Source organism: Gemmatimonadota bacterium, from assembly GCA_026705765.1.
GTDB lineage: Bacteria > Latescibacterota > UBA2968 > UBA2968 > UBA2968 > VXRD01.
Map to the genome: position 1 here is coordinate 23,752 of JAPPAB010000076.1, position 23,538 is coordinate 47,289.

Annotated in this window: 22 protein-coding genes; 3 read left to right on the plus strand and 19 right to left on the minus strand. The window is 51.1% G+C overall.

Going from position 1 to position 23,538, the window contains the following annotated elements:
• Nucleotides 1-4: 4 nt before the first annotated feature.
• From OXH16_09820 to OXH16_09835, 4 genes are read right to left on the minus strand one after another with little or no spacing between them, the layout of a single operon-like run.
• Nucleotides 5-931: a hypothetical protein gene (locus tag OXH16_09820; protein MCY3681685.1), complete on the minus strand. Its 927-nt coding sequence runs from the start codon at nt 929-931 to the stop codon at nt 5-7.
• Nucleotides 932-945: 14 nt separating this feature from the next.
• Nucleotides 946-1,914, minus strand: a complete 969-nt coding sequence (hprK, locus tag OXH16_09825; GenBank protein MCY3681686.1) for an HPr(Ser) kinase/phosphatase — start codon at nt 1,912-1,914, stop codon at nt 946-948.
• A gap of 3 nt (nt 1,915-1,917) precedes the next feature.
• A complete protein-coding gene (gene raiA / locus OXH16_09830) occupies nt 1,918-2,232 on the minus strand; it encodes a ribosome-associated translation inhibitor RaiA (protein MCY3681687.1) in 315 nt (104 codons plus the stop codon).
• Nucleotides 2,233-2,243: 11 nt separating this feature from the next.
• Nucleotides 2,244-2,690 (minus strand): ATP-binding protein, encoded by a 447-nt coding sequence (locus OXH16_09835; protein ID MCY3681688.1) that lies wholly within the window; start codon nt 2,688-2,690, stop codon nt 2,244-2,246.
• A gap of 244 nt (nt 2,691-2,934) precedes the next feature.
• Here OXH16_09835 and OXH16_09840 point away from each other — a divergent pair, with 244 nt between their 5' ends.
• Nucleotides 2,935-4,152, plus strand: a complete 1,218-nt coding sequence (locus OXH16_09840) for a hypothetical protein (protein MCY3681689.1) — start codon at nt 2,935-2,937, stop codon at nt 4,150-4,152.
• A gap of 10 nt (nt 4,153-4,162) precedes the next feature.
• On the plus strand, nt 4,163-5,344 hold the full coding sequence (locus OXH16_09845; protein MCY3681690.1) for a hypothetical protein: 1,182 nt from the start codon (nt 4,163-4,165) through the stop codon (nt 5,342-5,344).
• A gap of 16 nt (nt 5,345-5,360) precedes the next feature.
• On the opposite strand, the gene OXH16_09850 is transcribed toward OXH16_09845, so the two are convergent.
• The 15 genes from OXH16_09850 to OXH16_09920 all read right to left on the minus strand — a co-directional run bounded on the left by OXH16_09850 (nt 5,361) and on the right by OXH16_09920 (nt 20,643).
• Nucleotides 5,361-6,524, minus strand: coding sequence for a hypothetical protein (locus OXH16_09850; GenBank protein MCY3681691.1), 1,164 nt, complete (start codon nt 6,522-6,524; stop codon nt 5,361-5,363).
• Nucleotide 6,525: 1 nt separating this feature from the next.
• Complete coding sequence (locus OXH16_09855; protein MCY3681692.1) at nt 6,526-7,695, minus strand: hypothetical protein; 1,170 nt, start codon at nt 7,693-7,695, stop codon at nt 6,526-6,528.
• A gap of 60 nt (nt 7,696-7,755) precedes the next feature.
• Nucleotides 7,756-9,498 carry a hypothetical protein gene (locus tag OXH16_09860; GenBank protein MCY3681693.1) on the minus strand — a complete coding sequence of 581 codons (1,743 nt, stop codon included), beginning with the start codon at nt 9,496-9,498 and terminating at the stop codon, nt 7,756-7,758.
• 2 nt (nt 9,499-9,500) lie between these two features.
• Nucleotides 9,501-9,986 carry a hypothetical protein gene (locus OXH16_09865; protein ID MCY3681694.1) on the minus strand — a complete coding sequence of 162 codons (486 nt, stop codon included), beginning with the start codon at nt 9,984-9,986 and terminating at the stop codon, nt 9,501-9,503.
• Nucleotides 9,979-10,743 carry a type I methionyl aminopeptidase gene (map, locus tag OXH16_09870; protein ID MCY3681695.1) on the minus strand — a complete coding sequence of 255 codons (765 nt, stop codon included), beginning with the start codon at nt 10,741-10,743 and terminating at the stop codon, nt 9,979-9,981. The genes OXH16_09865 and map overlap by 8 nt, the downstream gene beginning before the upstream one ends.
• 12 nt (nt 10,744-10,755) lie before the next feature.
• Complete coding sequence (locus OXH16_09875; protein MCY3681696.1) at nt 10,756-12,372, minus strand: hypothetical protein; 1,617 nt, start codon at nt 12,370-12,372, stop codon at nt 10,756-10,758.
• A 1-nt stretch (nt 12,373) separates the two neighbouring features.
• A complete protein-coding gene (locus OXH16_09880; protein ID MCY3681697.1) occupies nt 12,374-13,051 on the minus strand; it encodes a metal-dependent transcriptional regulator in 678 nt (225 codons plus the stop codon).
• A 63-nt stretch (nt 13,052-13,114) separates the two neighbouring features.
• On the minus strand, nt 13,115-14,443 hold the full coding sequence (locus OXH16_09885) for a metal ABC transporter permease (protein ID MCY3681698.1): 1,329 nt from the start codon (nt 14,441-14,443) through the stop codon (nt 13,115-13,117).
• The gene (locus tag OXH16_09890) at nt 14,382-15,695 is read right to left on the minus strand and encodes a metal ABC transporter permease (GenBank protein MCY3681699.1); all 1,314 of its coding nucleotides are present in this window, start codon (nt 15,693-15,695) and stop codon (nt 14,382-14,384) included. Before OXH16_09890 ends, OXH16_09885 begins: the two co-directional genes overlap by 62 nt.
• Nucleotides 15,670-16,431, minus strand: coding sequence for an ABC transporter ATP-binding protein (locus OXH16_09895; protein MCY3681700.1), 762 nt, complete (start codon nt 16,429-16,431; stop codon nt 15,670-15,672). The genes OXH16_09890 and OXH16_09895 overlap by 26 nt, the downstream gene beginning before the upstream one ends.
• Nucleotides 16,432-16,454: 23 nt before the next feature.
• Nucleotides 16,455-17,369, minus strand: coding sequence for a zinc ABC transporter substrate-binding protein (locus OXH16_09900; GenBank protein MCY3681701.1), 915 nt, complete (start codon nt 17,367-17,369; stop codon nt 16,455-16,457).
• 166 nt (nt 17,370-17,535) lie between these two features.
• Nucleotides 17,536-17,685: a hypothetical protein gene (locus OXH16_09905; protein ID MCY3681702.1), complete on the minus strand. Its 150-nt coding sequence runs from the start codon at nt 17,683-17,685 to the stop codon at nt 17,536-17,538.
• Between the two features lie 4 nt (nt 17,686-17,689).
• Complete coding sequence (feoB, locus tag OXH16_09910; protein ID MCY3681703.1) at nt 17,690-19,870, minus strand: ferrous iron transport protein B; 2,181 nt, start codon at nt 19,868-19,870, stop codon at nt 17,690-17,692.
• Nucleotides 19,871-19,876: 6 nt separating this feature from the next.
• Complete coding sequence (locus OXH16_09915) at nt 19,877-20,119, minus strand: FeoA family protein (GenBank protein ID MCY3681704.1); 243 nt, start codon at nt 20,117-20,119, stop codon at nt 19,877-19,879.
• Nucleotides 20,119-20,643 (minus strand): metal-dependent transcriptional regulator, encoded by a 525-nt coding sequence (locus OXH16_09920; protein MCY3681705.1) that lies wholly within the window; start codon nt 20,641-20,643, stop codon nt 20,119-20,121. Before OXH16_09920 ends, OXH16_09915 begins: the two co-directional genes overlap by 1 nt.
• A gap of 198 nt (nt 20,644-20,841) precedes the next feature.
• Between OXH16_09920 and OXH16_09925 the strand changes: the two genes are divergently transcribed.
• Nucleotides 20,842-23,535, plus strand: a complete 2,694-nt coding sequence (locus OXH16_09925; protein MCY3681706.1) for a UxaA family hydrolase — start codon at nt 20,842-20,844, stop codon at nt 23,533-23,535.
• The last annotated feature ends 3 nt before the right edge of the window (nt 23,536-23,538 follow it).

Genomic DNA, 23,538 nt, shown 5'->3' on the forward strand with positions numbered 1-23,538 from the left:
AATCTCAAGACGCTACCCTTCCTCGCTGTTGTCGCAACTCTTTGAGCAATAGCTTTGCCTCGCCCATATTTTCGTCGATATTCACGGCTTCATTGAGTGCTCTTATCGCCTCATCCAGATCCGTCATGTCTTCTGTATCCTGATAGATATACGCATAACACAGACCAATAACATGATAGGCGCGCGCGCGGTCATTATCCGATAAAAATTCATAGCTCAAAGCCTCTTTTGCCAGTGCGACACCCTGCTGGTAATCTTCTGCTTTGCTCTGCCAAAATATGCAATAGGCGGCATAGACTTTAGCCCGTGAGATCACATCCTCGCCCGAAGCATAATCCAATCCCTTATTGATGATATCCAGCGCCCGGTTGTACTCTCGAAAGGACTTGGCAATTAACATCTCTGTAATATTCAGCGCGTCCTTGCACAACTGATCCTGCCAGAAACGGTTTGACGGGATTGGGCGAAAGGCGTAGCGCGACCACATGCGATCCTGCTTTTCCCATATTCTTATGGCCTGTTCTTTTATCTGCACTGCCCCTGTATTGGCAGCAAAACGCGTGGTAAAGTGTATCTGGTTGCTGTAATTCGTACCGAGCATCTTCAACGTGGCAAAATAATCAGGGACGTTTTCAACTACAGCCTCGTAAAATACCTCTATACTATCTTCGGGAACAGATTCTCGATCATCCAGACGCGCCTGCAATCGCTCGAGCATCGCCCGGCGCGCGCGCGCTGTTTTTTCCGCCTCAGTATTTGGGAATTGCGCTGAGATTTCTCCATACCGCGCAATCGCCTGCGGCAAATCGTCCAATTCTTCTTCCAGATCTCGCACAGAAGCCAGCATGCGCTGGGCATCGCTTTCCAAAGTACTCTGTCCTCCACACCCCAGGAGACCAAACAACAATAAAACAACACACTTTAATTTCATTTACACCTCCATAGTTACTCGATATCCGCACGGATAGACATATCGTCCCGGACTTTGTTTTTCATACGCTCAACGAGGCGGCGATTGAATTCTTGCGCCGTGTGATAGCCCTGTATTTTGAGTTGATAATTCAGGGCAATCGTCTCTGCAATCACCGTAATATTTTTTCCCGGATAGATCGGCACTGTAACCTGAGGCACCTCGAGGTCGAGAATCGAGACCCAATCCTCATCGAGTCCTATGCGATCATACGCTGCGGTCTCATCCCATTTAATGAGCTTGACAACAACCTCGACGCGCTTTTGCATACGAACGGCACGCACGCCAAACATATTGCGAACATTCAAAATGCCCAGACCGCGTATTTCTATATGATCGCGCAGTGTTTCCCCGCTGCTACCTACAATTATGCCTTGTAACTTGCGCGACACGAGCACGACATCATCCGCGACCAATCGGTGCCCACGTTCAACCAGGTCAACGGCAATCTCACTTTTTCCAATCCCACTCGCACCGACAAATAGCAGTCCAATGCCATACACATCGACCAGCGAACCGTGAATGGCTGTGCGCGGTGCAAACACATCATCGAGATAATCAGAAAAAAGGTGGGCAAACTTGGTGGTCGCAAACGGCGTGGTCAGCAGGGGAATTTGCCTCGCATTGGACAATTCGAGCATCACGGGCAGTACTTCATTCCCATCTGTGATAACCATACAGGGAATATCAAACTGAAAAATGGTTTCAAGGGTTTGACGGCAAATATCGGGGTCAAGACTCGACAGATAAAGCATCTCCGTATTGCCCATAACCTGAACGCGGTCAAAAGTAAAAAGGCCGAGAAATCCCGCAAGCGCGAGACCAGGGCGATGGACATCGCTGGTAGATAGCGTGTTGCCAATTCCCCCCTGTCCAGCAACAGACGAGAGCGCGAGTTGGTCCCCGTAATCTTCTAACATCTTGCCAATGGAAATCTGTGGCACGGCTTATACCTCACTCAGACCGGAAATAACGCGGGGTTTTCTACGCCGGTCGCGCAGTTTCTTCAATTGCCGGATCATCTTCTTTGCCGAACTATCAATAACGGGAAAGAGCTTATTACCCGCGTTGGAAGCTTTGAGGGTTTGCCCATGCACATTGACTATAATATCAACGCGAAATGCAGGCTCCTCTTTTGTAATGGTGACATGACAACCCAGCACGGGCGTGTAAAATCGCTCAAACCGAGAGACAGCAGCTTTTATATGGGTGCGCGTGCTGTCCGAGACATGGTAATGATGTCCAGAAATGACAATTTGCATGGGGGTCCTCCTCAACAGTGAGATGGTGATGACTTAGAGGAAAAATATTTGATCATCTTAACCAGCGTGCCTTTCTGAGAAGGCATAAAATCCACCTCATCCATAAACGCTCGCATCATCAAAAGCCCGCGTCCAGAATCATTCATCAAATTTTCTGGTGCAAGCGGGTCAGGTGTGGCATTGGGATCAAAGCCTCGCCCCTCGTCTTGCACCCAGACAGTGATGGAAGTGGGGTGGATATGGATCTTGAGATGTACTTTTTTTGAAGCATCTTCACCGCTACCATGATCAATCGCATTATTGAGTGCTTCCATAACTGCAACCATCAGATCGACTTGCTCATCTTCTGAAGCGCCAGCTATCTGAACGGCCGACTCAACAATCTGGGCAAATGCGCCCAGATGCTCGTATAAACTTGGGGCACTGTGCATCAGCACCTGAGGTAATGAATCGGGCATGGGATCTCCAGAATTTGTGCTATCAGTCCCCGGCCATCGGCCCCTGCGCACAGCACAATATTGGTAGAACTTCAGGAAGGGGTTCTCACACATCCTATCTGTTACACTCAATCCTGACTATACACTATATTTTAACGGCTGTCAAGCGTGGGGCGTCAACTTCGTTCTTGACCCAAACTTTGGAAAAAAGTATAATCCCCCGCGGTAAAGATGACACCAGCTATCCCTAAACAGCAGGCATTTTATGGCCTTTATTTTAAGCTTAATTGCCGGTTTTGGTGCTTTTTTTTTCGGCCAAAAAATTTTTCGGCGGATGCCGCCACACCCGCTGATAGACAGTCTTCGAATAGGCAGAGCACATTATCTGCTCCTCGGGGTTCTCGTAGGGATGTTTTTTTCTGAGACCGATGAGGTATTTCACCTGTTTGAAGTGCTGCGGTACAATTGCATCAGCGCTATTTTGCTGTGGATTGGCCTGCAGACAGGCCTGTCAACAGACCTCCAAAATCTGCGAAACCACGGCACCTCAGTAATTTACTCACAAACAGCCGTTGTACTCGCAACCGGCGGATTCACTGTCCTTGCGGCTTTCGCCAGTGGTTTGATACTTTATCGCTACCTCGGATTGCTCCAAAATTTGCCCCTCGCCATAGTCCTGATCACTTGTTTCGCACTTACTGTGCGCTTTCCCGCACCTTTTTTTCAGTGGCCCAATCGTCCTATCCCAACTCCCGTTCCAGATCAAAACTTGCCACTTGGCAATGTCGCGGCCCTGGCCGTGTTGTGTATCGCTTTCCCCCCACTTTCAGAAAACCCCATTTTTTATTTGGGCAACTTGCCATTCATAGGCGCAACTGGTATTGCACTGCTCCTGCTCGGCGCAGGTGTGGTCGGAGGCATCGCGCTCGATTTTTCATTCCGCAGCCACCGCACAGGTGCTCGCGCACTAAGCCTCGTTCTGGGCATTGTGATCGCCCTTTCTGGATTGTGTCAGGCACCGGACTTACCATCTCTTGCTGTGGGATTTATATCGGGTATCTGGCTCATTAACACAACCGTGGCAAAACGCGAGATCGTCGAATTTACAACACGCGCAAACGACGTGATTGAGCCGATCTTTTTCGCACTGATTGGATCAATAATAGGAGAATTTAGTGGTGATATATTTTTTTTCTGGTCGCCTCTTTTTCCACTTGCTCTCACCGTGATACTCGTGCGTGGAATGGGGCGCACAATCGGTTTCACAGTATCCCAAACCCTCTGGCAAATACCGCAGACCTGGCGCGAATTGCTCGCCATGAGTTGGCATCCTCAGGGTACGCTGAGTATCGCTGTTAGCATACAGGCCATTTACCTCCTCGACTTTCAGCACTACACGCTTATTACTGGACTCGTAATTGCTGTTTTTTTGAGTCAAATGATACTCATTCCACCCGCAAACTCACCACAATCTCACACCTGAGACGATTTCTATGCGCCTCCTTTGCATTACAATTGGTATGGGTATCCTGCTCTGGCTACTCCAATCACCCCCCGAAATGGCCTGGGTCGGCTTTCTGATAACTGCCTCTGTCGTGGGTGCGCGACTGGCTCATCGCGCCAAATTGCCCGATGTTTTAGGCATGATTGCCGCTGGTCTCGCCATCGGCTTCGCACCTATTACGACCGCTGACAGTCACCAGAGTATAAAACCCTTTGCAGATATCGCAATGGCCTGGATCGGCCTTTATTTGGGCACATCGCTCTCCCGCCCTATCCTCGCAAATCAGCGTTTGCTCACAGGGAGTATCTACCTGTATGCAGCACCCGTTCTCACGACCTTCTCAGTACTCATCTTTTTCGACCTCCACCTGGTGGCCACTTTACAACTTGCCATCCTATCGGGCATCTCAGCCCCCATATTTTTAGACCGCACAGAACACAAACTACGGGATACATGGCCTTTTTCTTTATCTGTTACGGCAATCGGCCTCGGCTTGCTCTTTTTAACAGGGCTTATTTTTGGTGTCGAATTCATCCTGAACGACGGGTTTAATTCCTTCCTCCGTCTTGCCGCAGATATCTCTCTAGCTATTTTGATCGGAATTATTGGAATTGAACTCGTGCATCGCTGGCTGCAACATATCCACACCCCCACAGGTCAATTTACGAGTTGGTTTGCCCTATCATTTCTGCTTGCGCTTGCTTCGTGGCATGTTTGGATTCAGCCCCTTATTTTATCCTGGGCAGTGGGCCTTGCATTATCCTTGCGCACCAAACGCGGACTGAGACCCAATATGCGCCCACCAAATGCGGAAGCACTGATTGCTTTTGCCCTTGCACACTATGCTACTGGCCTTGTTTTAGACTGGCAAATATCCTCTGTACCGCCTTATTTTTTTGCCCTGATAGCAGCCTTGATTTTGGGCAAAATTGCGGGTGGTCTGCTATGTAGGCACTTCACCTCACAACCCGTTCAAGCCTGGCTGCCGCTCTTGCCGCAGGGCCTCCTTGCAATCGTCTGCTTTGAATCTATTGCACCCGAAACCGCCCCTCTGTACTTTGTTTGCACAGGGATAGTTCTACCCCTTCTGCACCTTTTAGCCGATCAAATCGTTCAGAAAATCAAAAACGGCCGCATCCGCGCGCTCGCGCGTCGAACACAGACCGTTTGAACTGTCCCGGGGAAAACTATCTTACAAAACCGACTACGGAAAAAGAGTGCTGGATAAATCGCTCTGATACGCCGTGTTTTGAGCGGTCACCGCGCCTTCCCACCTCGAGCACATACCGAAACCGGCCGCTATTATTTACAAATGGCAGCGCCATGCCAAAGCTGACGCCTAATTCGCCAACCTGGCTATTAGAGGTTGTCGGAAAATAAAGCGACCGATAATGAAAACCCGTGCTAATTTCAAAGCGCCGACTCCGCACCAACACATCGGGATCTCCCGTGCGCCACAACATTCCTGCACTTACATCCCACGTATCAAATCGACCATCTCCTGTCGCGCGCCACAGCCCTCGAGATACATCGACCGATGCCAGCCAGCGATAACCCGCCAGATACGTTATCCCCGCTCCAAATTCCCGGGGAAATTCCACATCGCCTTCCGTCTCGACCTCAACGGCTTCGCGCTGTCCCACAAAACGATTTCTTTGAACCTGACGCTGCTTGATATTGCCTCCGATATCGACATTTGCGCCCAAACTCAACCGCGAAGTGGGCGTATAGATAATTCCGAATGATGGCAACCATCCGCGGTGGGTACGCGTGATTTCATCGCGAGAAAAGAAGACCGTCTCATTATCAAAATTCTTGATCCAGGACTCGTTAAACGTCCCCATAGCTACCCAATTTATACGCCCTCCTACAAAAAGCCTGCGCCCGATTCGATGCCCCAACCCCAGAGAAACAGCCTGGATACCCCCAGTCGCTTCAACTTCCAGTTGATACTTCAAATCACCCGTGCCTCGATCTTCTATTGCCCCGAAATCCATATCTGTAAGCGGTTCAAGTCCGACCCCTATCACAGGCCCCCGTCTCATAGGTAGCGCGATCTGAAAAGCCCCGACATCCCCGTCATTTACAATGTTTTCCCCATTCAAAAATCGGTGCTGAGCCATAAATTGCATACTCACAGACGCCCTGCGGAAAGCACCCAACAAAGCGGGATTGTGGGACGAAAAATTTAGCCCATCTGCAAGCGCCCGCCCGGCACCCCCCATACTTCGAGACCGCGCATCAACGCGCCTGACTGGATCTCCGACCCCATAAAAAGAAAAAATTGTATTGGCGCAAACTGGCAGCACAAGTGAAAAAACAAAACCCAAAGCGAGAATTATTCGCATCATCTTACAGTTCCGGAGGTAGAGAGTAAATGAGGTTCAAACGCACATCTTTTAACACAACCCATCGGATGAGCGGGGGCGAATTTAAGGGCACGGGAAAACCCGTTATAAGATTGAGAGGTGAAAGTGCCAACCCATGATTGACTCGCACACCAGATATCCAGGCCTGGATCAAAGTCTGGTTAATGGTGTAAGTCGCAGTCGCTGGTTCAAGGAGTAATCTCTCATTGAACCGCGTAAATGTAGTATCGCCTTCTGCAATTTTCAGGCCATATATCTCAATGGGAAAAGATGAAAAATAAGAATGGTCCAGATCGATATCCAATTGCAATTTGGCCGAATTGACCGTCGCGCCTTGCGGAATATTGGGCAGATCAAAATTCAAGACACTGCTGTAAAAAAAACCCTCGGCAAGAATCGCCAGGTCTTCTGAGGGACCGCCATTGACCCGAGCACTCCAATAGGTATCTGCATCGGCCTGAACAGCCTCGCGCTCTATCACATCTCCCACCCGATATACGGCCTCCAATTCTGGAATCGGTGCATCTGCGCGAATATCGGTAGCTTCACGGGCAAAAATATCCAACAAAAAAGGTGCCTCCCCATCGGGTTGCAACAGGATTTCTAAAGACGGTGCCCCCGCATCTACCACGCCCTTTAAGAGCGACACGGGCAAATCGATCCGAATGCGATCTTCAAACACCCGCACCACAGCACCGGGGATTGGTGTCGCCATTACCTCGGTTTCGACCAGCGAAATCGAGTCGACATAAGCCTGAAGTTCTTCCCAGGGGGAATTGGGCAGCAATGCGATCAGAGATGCATTTTCGACCAACCGCGCCGACCGAATACCCAGATTGACGCGCAGAGAGTCTATCGTCAAACCCGGAGGCACACCACCAGACAACTCAGTCGGCACTTCAAAACGCAACAGACTGCGCAACAAAAACCCATTCATCTGTCCGACCAGCAATTCCTCTTGTTCTCCCATCACTGTAGGTTCAATCAGGGATTGAAAGGACCGTGCAGACTTTAGTGGAACAGCGGGCAATGCTACTGTATCACCGGGATCGCGTCCAACAAAGCCCTCCCCCAACGGATTGCGTTTTTCGGTATTGCAACCAGCGAGACATGCCACAATTAAAAAAATCAGTAAAAATGGTTTTCTCATCATAATCATCACTCAATGGGTAAAAATAGCTGACTACAATAGACCTTTACACGCTTCAAAGCGTCAAACGTTTCGTTGTACTCGACCACGGGAAATCGCGCGTTCTATACCCGGTAAAAAAAATGCTTCGCACACGCGATCCCAGCTCATTTGTGCGGCCAACCTGTAACCCGAATGCAATCGCGCCTCGCGCGCGCTATCCGATGATGGCAACGCATCTGCGATATCCCACGCCACTTTGTCCGCCACTTTGTCCTCCTGAATACGGCGTTCATACTCCCCTATGGCACGAGCAGATGCAGCACTATCCAATGCGACATCGGCCGTATAATCGGCCACCACGACGAGAGGATCGGCCTGTTCTTGTGTCACGCGATCCAAAAAACCACAGCATCCACACACACTACTCGGCACACATATCCCCCCAAAAGTCAGCGGTTCGAGCACGGCGATGCCAAACGGCTCGTAAATTGATTGTCCAAATTCGACATCCGTGCCCCTGCGCAAATCCGCAAACGCCATATCTTGCGGCATGCGCTGACCGCAACTTGCCCGGTCCCATCCAAACTGGTTGACCAAAATGGCTTGAATCGCGACAGACTCGCGGTTAAACGCTTCCATATCTCGCCAGATATCTACCTCATTTGAAACCAGGTCGGGGGGGCCTGTATGGTGTACAACCGGCCATCCATATTCGGACTCCATAATCTCGACATCTCGTGCACTGCGCTGTTCCGCAGCCGTTGTAAGCACAAAAAACACGCCTGTTTGTCCTTTGTCCCCCAGCAATCTATCGAGATGCGATAATACGAGTAAATCGCGCCACAGCCCTTTGCTAATCACCGGACGCGTGACATGGGACATCACCACATCTGGCTCATATCCGAGCAAATTTTGCGCATACTCCTGCAAACGCGAGCGAGACCGTAATTTCTCCGGATAAGAAATCTGCACAGCGGGAATACCATTGTACACCAGATCTATTGCTTGCGCTTCAAACCCCATAAACCGAAGCTCGTCGAGCACTGGGTCGCCCACGGCGAAAATACCATCGCAATATGACGCCATTTGGACCAGCGCGTGTCGATAATAATCGGACTGATCTCCAAATACATCCTCAACCACTTCACCCTGTGTAAGTGCTCGCGCCATCGCGTTGTAAAACATCACATCGTGCCCCGGGTTGTTCTCTGTGATCCCGCGCATCGTTGAAACCTCATGTGCGTAAAAAATCGCCCGAAAGCGTGGATCGTTTTCCACAATAGTTTTGAGCGCAAGGGGCATGCCCATATACTCATGGGCCAGCACAATATGCGGGCCGGGATCCTTTCCGATAAACGCGACAACGGCATCGTAAACCGCTTCTGCACTATCGATATAAAGCGCGTAATCCGCAATCGTATCGTATCGGTCAGACGTAAGGCCAAAATGTCGGTAGAGATTGTACTTAAAATTGCGGGAATGCCGCGGGTTGATATCTTCGGTATCAACGAGCAACACATCGGCTTCATATCCACCAGTGAATCGGCGTATCCCGTAAACAATATTGACATTGTACCGCTCTGCTACGCGATTGAGCGCGTCACCACAATCCGCATTTTGCACGCCGGAAATGGTTGAAAAAAGCACCGCACCACTTTGCGCCAGAAGATCTTCATCCTCTGGACGCGAAAGCGGACCAACGAGAAAAGATCGCCGCACGGCTTTCTGATACACAGAAGAGGTCATCAAGCCATCGAGAACAGTCCCGATACCACCGGCCTTGCGCACCGCTTCGTGCGTCGCGTGAATCACCGTATAGTTCATACTCAATGCACCGTATCGATCAAAATATCCACTTCCACGGCCCCGGGCGCAACGGGGTTTTGCGGATAAATTCCCTCCATATCCCCTATATTTGAGCCTCCCACACGTCCGTCTGCATCAATTTTTGCAGAAACGTACAACGCATCGATCTCAGACCAGTCTATCTCAATCATCGCATCCCCTCGCGTCAGCGTGTACGAATGGGGAAAACCGGAAATATCGAGCCGCTTCACAGCCAGCGGTGGCCCGCCAACAGGGGCAGGGCGCGCAATAACAAATAGCACGGCATTGCTCCCAATGCGCTCGTCCAGCCCATCAGCTAACCGAATCGTCCCCGAAACCACAGCGTCTGATGTTTGTGTTCCTCCTTTATCTGCTGCTGGAGCCTGAGCAGGTGGAGGCTTTGGCGGCGGATGCGCCCCTTCTTCATAGTGTTGACTACAAGACACTAACCACATAAGAACGCATAAGAGAATAGATTTACGCATCGATATCTTCCTCAAACATCGTCAAAATCCTGGGTTCTCCACGCGTAATCGCCACCACATGCTCAAAATGCGCCGAAGGCAACCCATCGGCAGCAGACGCTGTCCATCCGTCATCTGCCATCACAACCTCATGCGTTCCCAAATTGACCATTGGTTCAATGGCGAGTACCATCCCCTTTCGCAAACGCGGGTTGCGCTCTGGGGGTGCATAATTGGGCACGGCGGGTTCTTCGTGCAAGCTCCGTCCAATGCCATGTCCCACAAATTGCCGCACAACAGAAAAACCAAATTGCTCGACCCAGTTTTGTACCGCCCCGCAAATATCGCTCAGGCGTCTTCCAGCAACCGCTTGCTCAATCCCCTTAAACAGGGATTCTCGCGTCACCTTGAGCAATTCTTTCTCCCGATCCGAAATATTGCCGACAACGCGCGTAATCGCCTGATCACCGTAGTAGCCCCGCAATTTTACACCGATATCAATGCTGACAATATCGCCATCTATCAACTTCCGAGATCCGGGAATCCCGTGTACAACCTGTTCGTTAATGGAAATACAACTCGCTGCGGGATAACCCTTATAGCCCTTAAATGCGGGTTCTGCGCCGTGCGACCGAATCACATCTTCGGCTACGCTATCCAGTTCTCTCGTCGTCGTTCCCACTTTGACAAGCGGTTTGAGTGTGCGATGCACCAGCCCCACAATGCGGTTTGCCTCAACCATCAAATCCAGTTCTCGATCTGTTCGCAATACAATCACAGCATTACTCCCTTAACGCGATTCGCCAAAATGGAAAACAAAAATGAGAAAATCGCGAAAATCAACGGGGCCATCTCCATTGAAATCCAATTTTGGATCGTACTTACTATCCGTATGCAAAAGTTTAAAGCCATCTGCAAAACGCAGAAAATCGGAAAACGCAACGCGCCCATCGCCATCCACATCGCACACGAGATCCGTCGCAGTACTCCCCCCAGTTGACAGCGTGTAGTTCACGCGCCGCCTATCACCTGAAAGCGATGTCTCCATCACAATAAATACCACCTCGTCAAAACGATTGGCTCTGGGAATCACCACCGTTGTCCCGCGCGGATACAGCAACTCGACGCCTGATGGAGCAATCAGCATAACCAGCAACTTCCACTGCCCTCTGTCGTCCAGTGAAAATGTTCCTCGAAGCCCGCCAAAGATATTTGAAGTATCTATGCGCAAATATGTCATCCCCAAATGATCAACCGTTTCAAAGCCCTCAAAAGAGCCACCTGCGTTGAGGACAATATTGGCATGCTTAATCGAGGGCAAATCGCGCGCTTCAATATAATATCCGGGACGAGCACGCAAATCAGTCAAATAATTCCACGCGGCAAATCGCGGCATCATCTGCGCAAATCCGCCCAATGGCATCCCATCATCAATGAGCGATAAACTATATCTACTCGGATCGCGTCTTTTGAGCAACTCCCAAACGCTTTTAATCTCATCTGCACCGTAAATCTGCTCAATGTGGTGAGCAAAAATCGACGCGCCGAAAGGATGAAGACTACCAGAAAACTTGTCCAATGAGGCTTCGGGATCGTCGTAAATACAAGAAAAGTTGCGGGGGCAACTCATGTACTGATAAAAATCATTCACATCGGGATAGGCCACATCCTCCATCCAGGTCGCCGTGAGTTCCTGCCACCACGCAGCGGCAAAATCGGCATAATACCCAAATTGAATCGCGTGAAAAAACTCGTGGGCAGCCGTTACGCGCAACCCGTTGAATCCGCGTGAATTTACAGGATAAATACGATCCGTAAAATTATTGTCAATCTCCATATAACTCGGCGTCGTCAATTCCGTATATGCAATTGGATATGTAAAACCATAAGCCTGCTGAAGAGCGAGATTTTTAATATAAATGTCGTAAACACCATCGCCATCAGACAGAGGAGGATTGTAGCCCAACTGATTGATCTGCAGGTCCCAAACCGCCTCAAAAACCCGCGCGGCTTCATCGACATAATCCGGTACGCCATTGGCATCTGTATCTGTTGGAGAAACGGCGTGCGTCCCCACAGTATTGTAGTGAATCTTGAAATGCCCACCTGAAGACAGAATTGAATGACTCAGAATAGGACGCTGTTGGAGAAACGCAAATGCCTCCTTCGCTGCGGGAGGCAAACGATCCCAATTCGCGGTCAAACCCCTTATTGCCGATGTCCCACAAATAGCTCTATCCAGCCGAAACTCACTATCAGTGGGCAGAACCTCTGGAAAAAAATGGGCACATGCGCGGCAATAAATATCGTGCAATTCCGTCCCGGGCGCAAAAATGGGCGGAACTTGTGCATGTGCAGATCCGCCCGCTATTAAAAAAATTGCCAACAAAGAAACAACCCTACCCATATCAGCCATCTTCCCCCAATGATGAAACATAAATATGTGCAGCCACTTCAAGCCCGAGCGAATACGTAGCCTCGCCATTGACTACGATTTCCAGCGGGCCGTTAAAAGGCGCGCGTCCCACGACCTCAATCTCGACATTCGGTTTAATACCCATCGTCGCCATATAGCGCAACATCTCCGCACTTTGATCACTCACCTGTCTGACGCGCACATTTTCTCCTGCGGGAATATCTGCCAAGCACAGATAGTGGTCGTATTCTATTGAACCATCTTTGCGCGGAATCGGCGCACCGTGAGGATCGACTGTCGGATACCCCAGCATCCGATCAATTTTATCTTCAAATTCTTCGGAAATCACATGCTCCAATCGATCCGCCTCTTCATCGACCTTGTCCAGATCAAATCCCAGTACCTCTGACAAATATAGCTCGAGCAAACGGTGATGGCGAAGGACCTCAAGAGCAATGCGTTTTCCCGTCGGTGTAAGTACAACGCCCTGATAGGGCGTGTGTTCCACCAGTTTCATCGCAGCGAGTTTCTTGAGCATATTGGTGACCGAAGCGGGAGCAACATCCCTGTGCTCTGCAATGAGAGAAGTCGTCACAGAAGCGACGGGATTCTGCCCGTGTGTCAACTTATAGATCGTTTTCAAATAATCCTGTGACGATTGACTGATCATTGTCCGTCCCCTAAATAACTATCACAAAAAGTAAGATAAACCTCACATACAAGCAAGTATATCCTATCCTTCGGGAATGCGCTTGCCCTGCGGATCGGTTGCTATATTGGGCAAAGCCGCTCGAATTTCTTCCCGCAAATGGTCATCCGTAAAATGCTCCAGTGCATCGGCAGGGGCGTGTACATGATCCGGTGGAAGCCCCAACTGGTTTAGATAGGACTCCCAAAGCCTGTGATTGCGGAGCAATCTGGTCGCGTGTATAACACCCTGTTCTCCCAGAGAAAAATGCCCATTTTCTCGCTTGATCAACCCCTGCCAGATCAACGATCGAATCGCAATACCAGACACCCAACGCGCAGCCGTATCAATCAGATCACCCCAACTGAGCGCAGAGACGCGTTGCGACTCCCGTTCGCGGAGCAACTTTAACAAGACGTGATCTCGCGCAACTCTCAGAGAGAGCCGCACCTGTCGCACAAATCGCCCCAACAACCCATAGTGGGGAGCAAAAATTAGAGAAAGCGCAAACAGCACACCCATAACCACAACCATAGCTCCGGCAATAGAGCTATTCCATATCCCTGCGAGAAAATATCCGGCTATTGCGGAAATAACGCCCATAAGCGCAGACAGCGTCAAAATAACTTTTAACCGATCGCTCCACAAATAAGCCGAAGCACCGGGAACGATCAGCATAGCCACAACGAGGATAGCTCCTACGGACTCAAATGCCGCTACTGTTGTCACAGAGACGGCTCCCATCAGCATATAATGCACCAGCGCAGCACTCACGCCTACAGAAAGCGCCATCTCGGAGTCGAAAGACGCGATCAAAAGCTCTTTGAAAAACACCAGAACAAACGCGATATTAAGCGCAAAAACCGTTCCGAGGATCCAGACCGGACGCGGTCCCAGATCCCATTCTCCCCAGAACAGGCGGTCCCACGGCGTGTACGCGATCTCTCCGTAAAGAACGCATTCCTGATCGAGATCGACCTGCCCGGCAAATGCCGTGATCAAAACAACTCCCAACGCGAAGAGCGCTGTAAAAGTAATGCCTATCGATGAGTCTTCTTGCACGCGCCACCTGCGGTGAAACATCTCAATCAACACCGTGGCAATCACTCCGCATATAGCGGCGCCAATAAACATCGGAATCACATCGCGGCTACCCGAAAGGAGAAACGCAATAACAATGCCCGGCAAAACAGCATGGCTTAGTGCATCTCCCAAAAGCGACATCTTGCGTAATACGAGATACGCGCCCAACAAACCGCACGAGGCCCCGGCCAGTGCGCCTGTAAGCACAATCCAAAAAGGTCCCCATATCTCACTCATCTCGACCGGTCCTCCGATAACCACTGTGCGTTTTGTGGATATCTCCAACAACATCTATACCTTCTTGTGCCAGAATCAGTTCAAGCTGTTCAATAATCTCAGGCGTTAAAATATGCTCGACTTCGTCGGCGGGTCTATCCACGTGGTCCTCCTCTAAGATAGATCGATAAACCAGATAATATTCCCATAGCTGATGAGACTTGACCACAAAATCCGCCTCTTTGTGTCCCGTTTCCGTCAAAGAACACGCACCATGGTGCAGGCTCACCCACCCATCGCGTGCGAGACGCTTTGCAAGCCGACGTACGCGGTAAAGCGGCAACTGAAGCTCGCTGGCGAGGTCCGCCAACACGATCTCTCCCTTGTCCTTTGTCTGCAACGCGAGATATGCCCTCAAAAAATGCTGACCATTCTCTCGCAAGGCATTTGCCCTGAGCCGTCCCCACCTGGCGAGCACCCCGCGCCTGGGGGCAATAAGTACAGAAACGAGAAATGCAGCCGTTGCAACCAGCACCATCACCGGCCCCGTTGGAATTCGGGGTGCCAGCGCGCTCAAGCCAACCCCCAGCGCGCCGCACAGCGCGCCCAAAATACCCGACACCAGTACCATCACATGCAGCCGATCTGTCCAAAACCGCGCAGCAGCGGCTGGGGTAATCAACATCGCAGCAATGAGAATAACCCCCACTGCTTGAAGGCCCACCATAACGGTGAGCACGATCAACCCCATTAACAAAAGATCGACCACACGCTGGGAAAATCCCAGTGCAGAGATAAATTCTGCATCAAAAATGAGTCCCTTGAATTCCTTAAAAAATAGAAAAACCACAACCATAACCAGTACAGACACAATACACATCACATACAGATCAGCGCGCACAATAGACGCCGCCTGCCCAAAAAGAAACTTATCCAGACCGCTTTGATTGCCCACCTCACTCTGCTGAATATGCGTGAGCAATACAATACCCCCGCCAAAAAAAACCGAAAGCACAATGCCCAGCGCAGCGTCTGCTTTGATGCGCGTGTAATTGACAATGGCCTCAATAATAAGCACGCCCACCACACCGGAAACTGTCGCGCCCAACAGCAAAACGGGCAATGCCTTGTTCTGCGTCCACAGAAAAGCCAGCGCAACGCCCGGAAGTGCAGCATGCGCCAGCGCATCGCCCAACAGGCTCCGCCTGCGCAACACGGCAAATGCACCCAGCGTGCCCGATGTCGCCCCGATCAATAGCGAACCGAGCAAAACCAGTTGAAATGTCGCGTCCCAAATCACTTCATAAACCCCGCTGGTGATGGGCAACAGCCTGCGCGGCTTCGGAAAGCACCGTCAACCGTCCGCCATAAGTTTTGTTCAAATTATCTTCTGTGAACACATCTTCCGTCTCACCCGCGGCAACGATTCGCATATTGATCAAAACCAGCCAGTCAAAATACTGGTTCACCGTATGCAAATCGTGATGTACAACCAGCATAGTCTTCTTCTTCTCCCTCAGATCCATCAAAATGTCGATAATGGCGCGTTCGGTCGCCGCATCCACGCCGGCAAAGGGTTCGTCCATCAAATAAATTTGCGCATCTTGCGCCAGAGCGCGTGCCAGAAAAACCCGCTGTTGCTGCCCACCCGAAAGCTGATTGATCTGCCGATGTCCAAAATCGGTCATACCGACTTTTTCAAGTGCTTCCTTTGCCAGTTCTCTATCAATTTTATCTGGACGTCTCACCCACCCTACGTGCCCATAACGCCCCATAAGCACCACATCTAAGGCATTGATGGGAAAATCCCAATCCACTGACTCGCGTTGCGGCACATAGCCAATGGCCTGACGCATGCGCGAATAGGGCTTGCCGTAGATGTGGACCCACCCCGAAGCCTTGGGCACGAGATCCATAATGGCTTTGATCATCGTGCTCTTGCCCGCGCCATTGGGACCCACAACCCCCACGAGTTTGCCTTCTGGCACAGCGAGATCGACATCCCACAGAACGGGTTTCTTGTGATACGCCACCGTCATATCGTGAATGTGAATGGGCGTCACCGATTCATCAACCGCGTGTAACATTATCTCAATGCCTCGACAATAGTGTTCACATTTGATCTCACCATGCCGATGTACGTATCGGCCCCACTACCCGCAGGTCCCATCGCGTCGGAATACAGCGTGCCACCAATTGCGACATCCCACCCTTGCGCCCTGCATCCCTCGCGCACGGCATTGATAGAACGCTCGGGCACACTGCTTTCCACAAAAATAGCTTTCACCTGTCGTTTGACTATAAAATTCACCAGCAAAGACACATCGTTGACGCCGTATTCGGCCACAGTCGAAATCCCCTGAAGCCCGCGCACTTCAATGCCGTAAGCAAGGCCAAAATATCCAAAGGCGTCGTGTGCCGTAATCAGCACGCGCTGGTCGCTGGGAATGCGTGCAATCTGCGCCTTTGCCCAGGCGTCGAGATTGAGCAATTGCTTGCGATACGCCCCGGCATTGGCGCGAAATATATCTGCACCATCGGCGTCACGCTCGCTCAGCGCCTGGACTACCACAGGCAGGGTCTCTGCCCACATGCTGACGTCAAACCAGATATGAGGGTCGTGCTCTCCTTGTCCAGCAACCGGTTTTCGCAGCCTATCTTTGGGAATATCCCGCGTCACGGGAATCACCGTCTTGCTGCGCGCCATCTTTTCAAATATACCTTCCAGCTTGCCTTCCAGAAAGAGACCATTGTAAAATATCACATCTGCTCGAGACAGTTTCTGCAAATCTCCCTGCGTCGCCTTGTAATAATGCGGATCAATTCCAGGTCCCATCAGAGAAATCACCTCTGCGCGATCCCCCGCAACATGGCGCACCAGATCGCCGACCATCCCGGTCGTACACACCACCAGCCTTTTGTCTTGTTCAACCGGCGGCGTTTCGCCACCACCACACGCGCACAGAAACAAAACGCCTGCTATAATGAAAAATCTGTACATACACCCTCCGTTATACATGCCTACAACACTTCTTATATTACTGCTAAAATAAAATTTAGTTAAAACTAAAAATATAAAGATCAAGGGATCCGGTCAAGAAAAGAAAACCCCCTCAATCTACTGGATTGAAGGGGTTTAAAAAAACGAAACGCCTGTATTTCCCTACTTATTCAATCTCTATCAAATCCTCGCGCTTTGCTTCCCCGCCACAGCCTGAACACGACGAAGCCAAAAACGGCCTTACGACCTCACCAATAACGCGATAGGCACACCAGAGTGTTACTGCAACCGCGATCCAATTTTGCCAGTCGGTCATACCATTACCCCCATCCAAGCGCCATACCAAGGCGATAAGTCACAAATGCGCCGATATAGGCGAGCACGGTCATATAAACAAAAGTCAGCACGGGCCACCGCCAGGCGCCCGTTTCGCGTTGAATAACCGCAAGTGTAGAAACGCACTGTGCGCACAGTGCAAAAAACACCATAATAGACAGCGCGACCGGGATATTAAACACCTTTCGCCCATCAGACCAGGTCGCAGACCGAAGCGCGTCCCTGAGCGACGTCGATTCCTCATCCACCTCTCCCAGACTGTAAATGGTGCCCAGAACGGCGACAATCACCTCTCGTGCGGGAAAAGATGCCAGCGCCGCCATCCCAATCCGCCAATCCCATCCCAATGGCTCTACGACCGATTCAATAGCATGTCCCATCCGCCCCAGAAAACTCTGCTTGAGCATCTCGCCAGCCTCTTTCGCGCGCAAATCATTCAAAACCTCTTCTGGTGCCCCAACCAGCCGCTCGCGCTCAGCCTCGTAATGCGCGGCAATCGTTTCGGACCGAGGAAAATACGCCAGAGCCCACATCACAATCGTCGCGGCGAGAATCAATGTGCCAGCTCTTTCGAGAAAATGCCGCCCGCTTTGATAAATACGCATCCCAACAGTACCCACATCTGGTATTTTGTAGGACGGTAACTCGAGTAAGAAAGGCGTGGGCTGCCCTCTCAACAACGTCTTTTTTAAAATCCATGCAACGGGAATAGCCACAAGAATACCAACGCAATACAGCGCGAAAAGCGTAAGCCCTTGCAACCCAATCCCCCCCCAGACATCTCGATCGGGAATAAAAGCCCCAATAAAAATCGCGTACACCGGCAAACGCGCAGAGCAACTCATCAATGGCGCAACCAGCATCGTGGCAATGCGATCTTTGGGATCATTGATCGTTCGCGTAGCCATCACCCCCGGGATCGCACAGGCAAAACTCGACAAAAGTGGAATAAAAGACTTTCCCGACAAGCCACACGGCGTTAACAGGCGATCCATCAACAGCGCAGCGCGGGCCATGTAACCGCAATCTTCCAGTATGGCAATAAAGAGAAACAGGATACAAATCTGGGGCAAAAAAATGACCACGCCGCCCACCCCGGCAATAACCCCATCCACCACCATACTTTGCAGCGCACCCTCGGGTAGATAGCCAGTAGCCCATCCTCCAACTGTCCCAAACAGCGCGTCAATGCCATCCATTAGGGGCACTGCCCACGAAAAAATCGACTGAAACACAAAGGCCATAATCACTGCAAACGTCAGGCTACCCCACAGCGGATGGGTCAAAATCCGATCCAGTCGATCAGAACGGGTCACGCGAAGTGGTTCGGGATCGCGCAGCACATCATCGAGAACCTCATCGATCCATCTATAGCGCAATTCGATCTCTCGATTCTCCAGTGCATCATCCGTATTGACCTGTGCTCGCAACGCGTGAAGATCAGCGGCAAAGTCATCGCCAAAGCGTTCCACAACATGGGATGCAAACGCGTTTTGATTGTCAATCAACACACGCAGCACCAGGCCGATAGATACACCTTCGTATTTTCGCGCCAACTGCTCGGCGTCCGCCCACCAGGATTGCGGCAATATCGGACGGCGCGATGGAACTTTGCCCTTTTCAATGACCTGGGAAAGAGCTCCTTTCAACTCATCGAGTCCCACGCGCTTATTGGCCTGTATGGGAATAACTGGAACGCCCAAATGCTCGCTCAGAACTGGTGCATCAATAACAATACCCCTGGCCTTGGCCACATCTAACATATTGAGGGCCACAACCAGGGGCAAATCAATTTCGAGAAGTTGAGATACGATGTATAAACTGCGTCTCAAATTGCTGGCGTCGAGAACCACGAGCACAGCTTGAATGGTGCTCTCACTCTCCAACAACCCCATCAGTGCTTCAACGGCAATAAGTTCATCCGGAGACTTGGCTGAAAGACTATATGTACCGGGCAAATCCAGCAGGTCAATCGCACCTGCGCTGGGCAATGTCAATTGTCCGACCTTGCGCTCAACTGTAACGCCGGGAAAATTCCCCACGCGCTGCGAAAGCCCTGTCAGAGCATTAAAAAGCGTTGTCTTACCCGTATTGGGATTGCCAACCACAGCGACCATGCCACGCCCCACATAAGGTCGCTCTCGATCCGCTATATCCATTGCCATAATAAATCAGGCCGCTTTCATTCCTTTGATGCAGGCAGCATCGGTTTTCCGCAAGCAAAATCTGCTGCTACCCACTTGAATGACCACAGTGCGCCCCACGCGCAACACGCGCACGGGGACACCTGGCATAGCCCCCACCTCGCGCAGTCGGGCCGTCAGTTGATTGGTACCTGAAATCCCTTCAATAGTACCTTCATCACCCCGGCCCCATATTGAAAGTGGGGTTGCAGCATCCGTTGCATAAGCCATTATCGAGACTCCAAATTGAATAATTGATCAACATCCTGAACGGGCCACTGCCAATCCTCATTCTGATCCAGCCTGGACCAGAACTCGGCGAGAAATTGTCGCGCAGTGGGATCATCAGAGAGCAAAAACTGCACAAAATGCAGCAATTGCCCACCAGTTTGCGCGCTCAAAAGATGCTCGACCTTGCACGCATCCACTTCGGCTTGATGCTCGTCGAGCTTGAGCACCTCGTTGAGAAATTTGCGAACAACGGCGCGTTTGGCTAAAATAGAATCGACAATGCGGCGGCCATCTTCGGACAATTTCAAAAACTTATTGTGATCTTCCACGACCAGCCCGCGCGCCTTGAGGGCTTTGAGCGTCAGCGATGCACTACCCCGGGTAATCTCCAGCGCACGCGCCACATCCGAAACCCGTGCATAGCCCAGGTCGCCCATCAACTCGTGAATGGCAGTTAGATGATGGGCAACACTGTGAGAAATCTCGTTGCTCTCGTATTCTTTCCATACATCTGATGCCATCATATGACCACCCCCCTCGAACAGTGCGTTTAGCCATTTAACCAATGTTTTGCTAATAAAACAACTGATAGAAACATAAACCAAATATACGTGATATGTCAAGGTATTTTTTATTGATTTTTACCTCATATATCATACCCCTTGACATCATTTTTGCTTTTCCGTATAACTGTGAACAAACTTTTCAAAGGAATGCAACATATGAAATATAAATTTTCTGAAATCGGTCGTCTCCCTCTTCCGGGAGATAATGTCGGGATTGCGACTCGAAAACTGGACAGAGGCACGCAGATCATCCATTCAGAACACACCTTCGCGCTTCAGCACACCGTCCTCGAAGGCCATCGCTTTGCCCTCCAACCCATCGCGCCTGGCGCCCCCCTCCTCTCGTGGGGCTTGCCCTTTGGTATTGCAACGCGCCATATCTCTCCCGGCGATTACGCCTGCAACCCGGAAATCCTCGACGCCCTCAAACTCCGAGATCTCGACTTTGATCTTCCAGACGTGCCCAACTTTGAAGATCGCATTGTTCCGCACCAGATCAATGCCGACACTTTTGAAGCAGGCGAGCAAGTCAAACGCTATGATCAGTGCGGTACATTTCAGGGTTACAGAAGACCCGGCGACAGGGGTGTAGGTACGCGGAATAATATTATTATTCTGGGAACATCCTCTCGCACAGCGAGTTATGCCAAACAACTCGAAACGAGATTAAAAAGCCGCGTACGAGATTATCACAATATCGATGACATTATCGCAGTAGCTCACACCGAAGGCGGCGGCACTGAAATACCCAACAACAAAGACCTCTTATTGCGCACACTCGCAGGATTTATAGTACATCCAAACGTCGGTGCAGTACTCGCAATAGACTACGGTCACGAAGCCATCACCAACCAGCACCTTCGGGATTTTCTCGCGCAAAACAACTATCCCATCGACCATGTTTTACACCACTTTCTCACGCTTGAGGACAGCTTTGAAAACGCGCTAAAACAGGGTGAAAACATCATTGCCAAATGGTTGCCACAAGTCCAGGCAATGGTCCGCACGCCCGAACCTCTATCGCACATCAAAATAGCGCTTCAATGCGGCGGATCAGACGCATTCTCTGGCATCTCTGGCAATCCATTGGCCTCGTGGGTGGCAAGAGAAATCATCCGCCACGGCGGCTCTGCCAACCTCGCAGAAACCGATGAACTCATCGGCGCGGAGTCCTACGTCCTCCAAAGTGTATCATCTTACGATGTCGCCCAATGTTTTCTCGACAAAGTAGAAGCCTATAAAACCCTCGCCGCCTGGCACGGCACAACAGCAGAAGGCAATCCTTCTGGGGGCAACAAATTTCGCGGCCTCTACAATATCGTACTCAAATCAATTGGCGCGGCCATGAAACGCCACCCGGATGTCCGCCTCGATTCGGTCATTGATTACGCGGCACCAATGACCGATCCAGGGTACTATTTCATGGACAGCCCGGGCAATGATCTCGAAAGCATCGCAGGACAGGTGGCTTCCGGGTGTAATATGATCTTCTTTATCACGGGCAATGGCTCAATCACAAACTTCCCCTTTGTGCCCACCATCAAAATTGTGACCACATCCGAACGCTATCATCTACTCAGTAAAGACATGGATGTCAACGCGGGTGCGTATCTGGACGGCACCTCCATGGACGACCTCGGCAGCGATATGTTTGACCTGACCTGCAAAATCGCCTCGGGAGAACGCAGCAAAGGCGAAAAAGCCGCACACGCGCAAGTCTCGATATGGCGCACATGGCGACAGACTTCAACAGATCACCTGCCCGACCTCAAGAACCGACCCGAACCCCAGGGCGTGCCGCTCGCTATTCAGACATTGGACGCCGACAAACACAATTTCGAAGCCATTCGCACCCAGGATGGATTTACAACCGATCGCCTGGGCCTTATTCTCCCCACCAGCCTGTGTTCCGGACAAATCGCGCTGATGGCGGCAAAACGTCTCACAGAAAAGGGTCTGGGCCTCGACAAGGGCATCTCGCGCTTCGTCGCCCTCGCGCACACCGAAGGATGCGGCGTATCGGGAGAGGCTACCGAACGCCTCTACACTCGCACTATGCTCGGCTACCTCATCCACCCTCTCGTACACACATGCCTGTTATTGGAACACGGCTGTGAAAAGACCCACAACGACTATATTCGACACGCGCTGGACGACAGGGGGATCAGCCCCGATGCGTTTGGATGGGCCAGTGTGCAACTCGACGGCGGTATCGAGGCTGTTCTCGACAAGGTCGAAGCCTATTTTCTCGACCAGTTCACGCAGGCTTCTCCTCCTGAAATCACTCCTACCAGCCTGTCCGCACTCCGCATCGGCCTTCACGCTTCTGGTTCTATTTCCGATATTGCCGCGCAATCGCTCGCTATCCTATCTCAAACTCTGATCGGCACAGGTGCCACGCTCATTGTACCCGACAATGCGAGTTTTCTTACCCATCCCATCTATTTATCCGAAGTCTTGGGCAACACGCCACCTGCACCCTCCCTTGCACATGGGCAAAATCCCACCCAATCTGGCTATCACATCATGGACAGCCAGACCGACCACTGGGTCGAAACCCTCACGGGATTGGGCGGCACAGGCGTCCACCTCATCGTCGCCTACTCAGGGAATCACCCCTTGCAGGGCCACCCCCTGACCCCTATGCTTCAAACAACTGCCGAAGAAAGCGTCGCTAATTCCTACGGCGATGACTTTGACCTCATCTTCAACACCGACCCCAAACACAATGCCGACGCCCTATTACACCAGATCATCGCCATCGCCTCTCGTCAATACACACCCAAAACACCGCTAACGGGCAATACAGACTTCCAATTCACCCGAGGGCTACTGGGCGTTTCGATGTAGATA

Excerpts from the sequence above, each read along its gene's own strand:
- OXH16_09860 (MCY3681693.1), bottom strand. The coding sequence starts at position 9,498 with ATGAACTATACGGTGATTCACGCGACGCACGAAGCGGTGCGCAAGGCC.
- OXH16_09900 (MCY3681701.1), bottom strand. The coding sequence starts at position 17,369 with ATGTACAGATTTTTCATTATAGCAGGCGTTTTGTTTCTGTGCGCGTGT.
- OXH16_09865 (MCY3681694.1), bottom strand. The coding sequence starts at position 9,986 with ATGCGTAAATCTATTCTCTTATGCGTTCTTATGTGGTTAGTGTCTTGT.
- OXH16_09845 (MCY3681690.1), top strand. The coding sequence starts at position 4,163 with ATGCGCCTCCTTTGCATTACAATTGGTATGGGTATCCTGCTCTGGCTA.
- OXH16_09820 (MCY3681685.1), bottom strand. The coding sequence starts at position 931 with ATGAAATTAAAGTGTGTTGTTTTATTGTTGTTTGGTCTCCTGGGGTGT.
- OXH16_09840 (MCY3681689.1), top strand. The coding sequence starts at position 2,935 with ATGGCCTTTATTTTAAGCTTAATTGCCGGTTTTGGTGCTTTTTTTTTC.
- OXH16_09885 (MCY3681698.1), bottom strand. The coding sequence starts at position 14,443 with ATGTTGTTGGAGATATCCACAAAACGCACAGTGGTTATCGGAGGACCG.
- feoB (MCY3681703.1), bottom strand. The coding sequence starts at position 19,870 with ATGGCAATGGATATAGCGGATCGAGAGCGACCTTATGTGGGGCGTGGC.
- OXH16_09905 (MCY3681702.1), bottom strand. The coding sequence starts at position 17,685 with ATGACCGACTGGCAAAATTGGATCGCGGTTGCAGTAACACTCTGGTGT.
- OXH16_09835 (MCY3681688.1), bottom strand. The coding sequence starts at position 2,690 with ATGCCCGATTCATTACCTCAGGTGCTGATGCACAGTGCCCCAAGTTTA.
- OXH16_09855 (MCY3681692.1), bottom strand. The coding sequence starts at position 7,695 with ATGATGAGAAAACCATTTTTACTGATTTTTTTAATTGTGGCATGTCTC.
- OXH16_09880 (MCY3681697.1), bottom strand. The coding sequence starts at position 13,051 with ATGATCAGTCAATCGTCACAGGATTATTTGAAAACGATCTATAAGTTG.
- OXH16_09915 (MCY3681704.1), bottom strand. The coding sequence starts at position 20,119 with ATGGCTTATGCAACGGATGCTGCAACCCCACTTTCAATATGGGGCCGG.
- OXH16_09850 (MCY3681691.1), bottom strand. The coding sequence starts at position 6,524 with ATGATGCGAATAATTCTCGCTTTGGGTTTTGTTTTTTCACTTGTGCTG.
- OXH16_09925 (MCY3681706.1), top strand. The coding sequence starts at position 20,842 with ATGAAATATAAATTTTCTGAAATCGGTCGTCTCCCTCTTCCGGGAGAT.
- OXH16_09920 (MCY3681705.1), bottom strand. The coding sequence starts at position 20,643 with ATGATGGCATCAGATGTATGGAAAGAATACGAGAGCAACGAGATTTCT.
- raiA (MCY3681687.1), bottom strand. The coding sequence starts at position 2,232 with ATGCAAATTGTCATTTCTGGACATCATTACCATGTCTCGGACAGCACG.
- OXH16_09875 (MCY3681696.1), bottom strand. The coding sequence starts at position 12,372 with ATGGGTAGGGTTGTTTCTTTGTTGGCAATTTTTTTAATAGCGGGCGGA.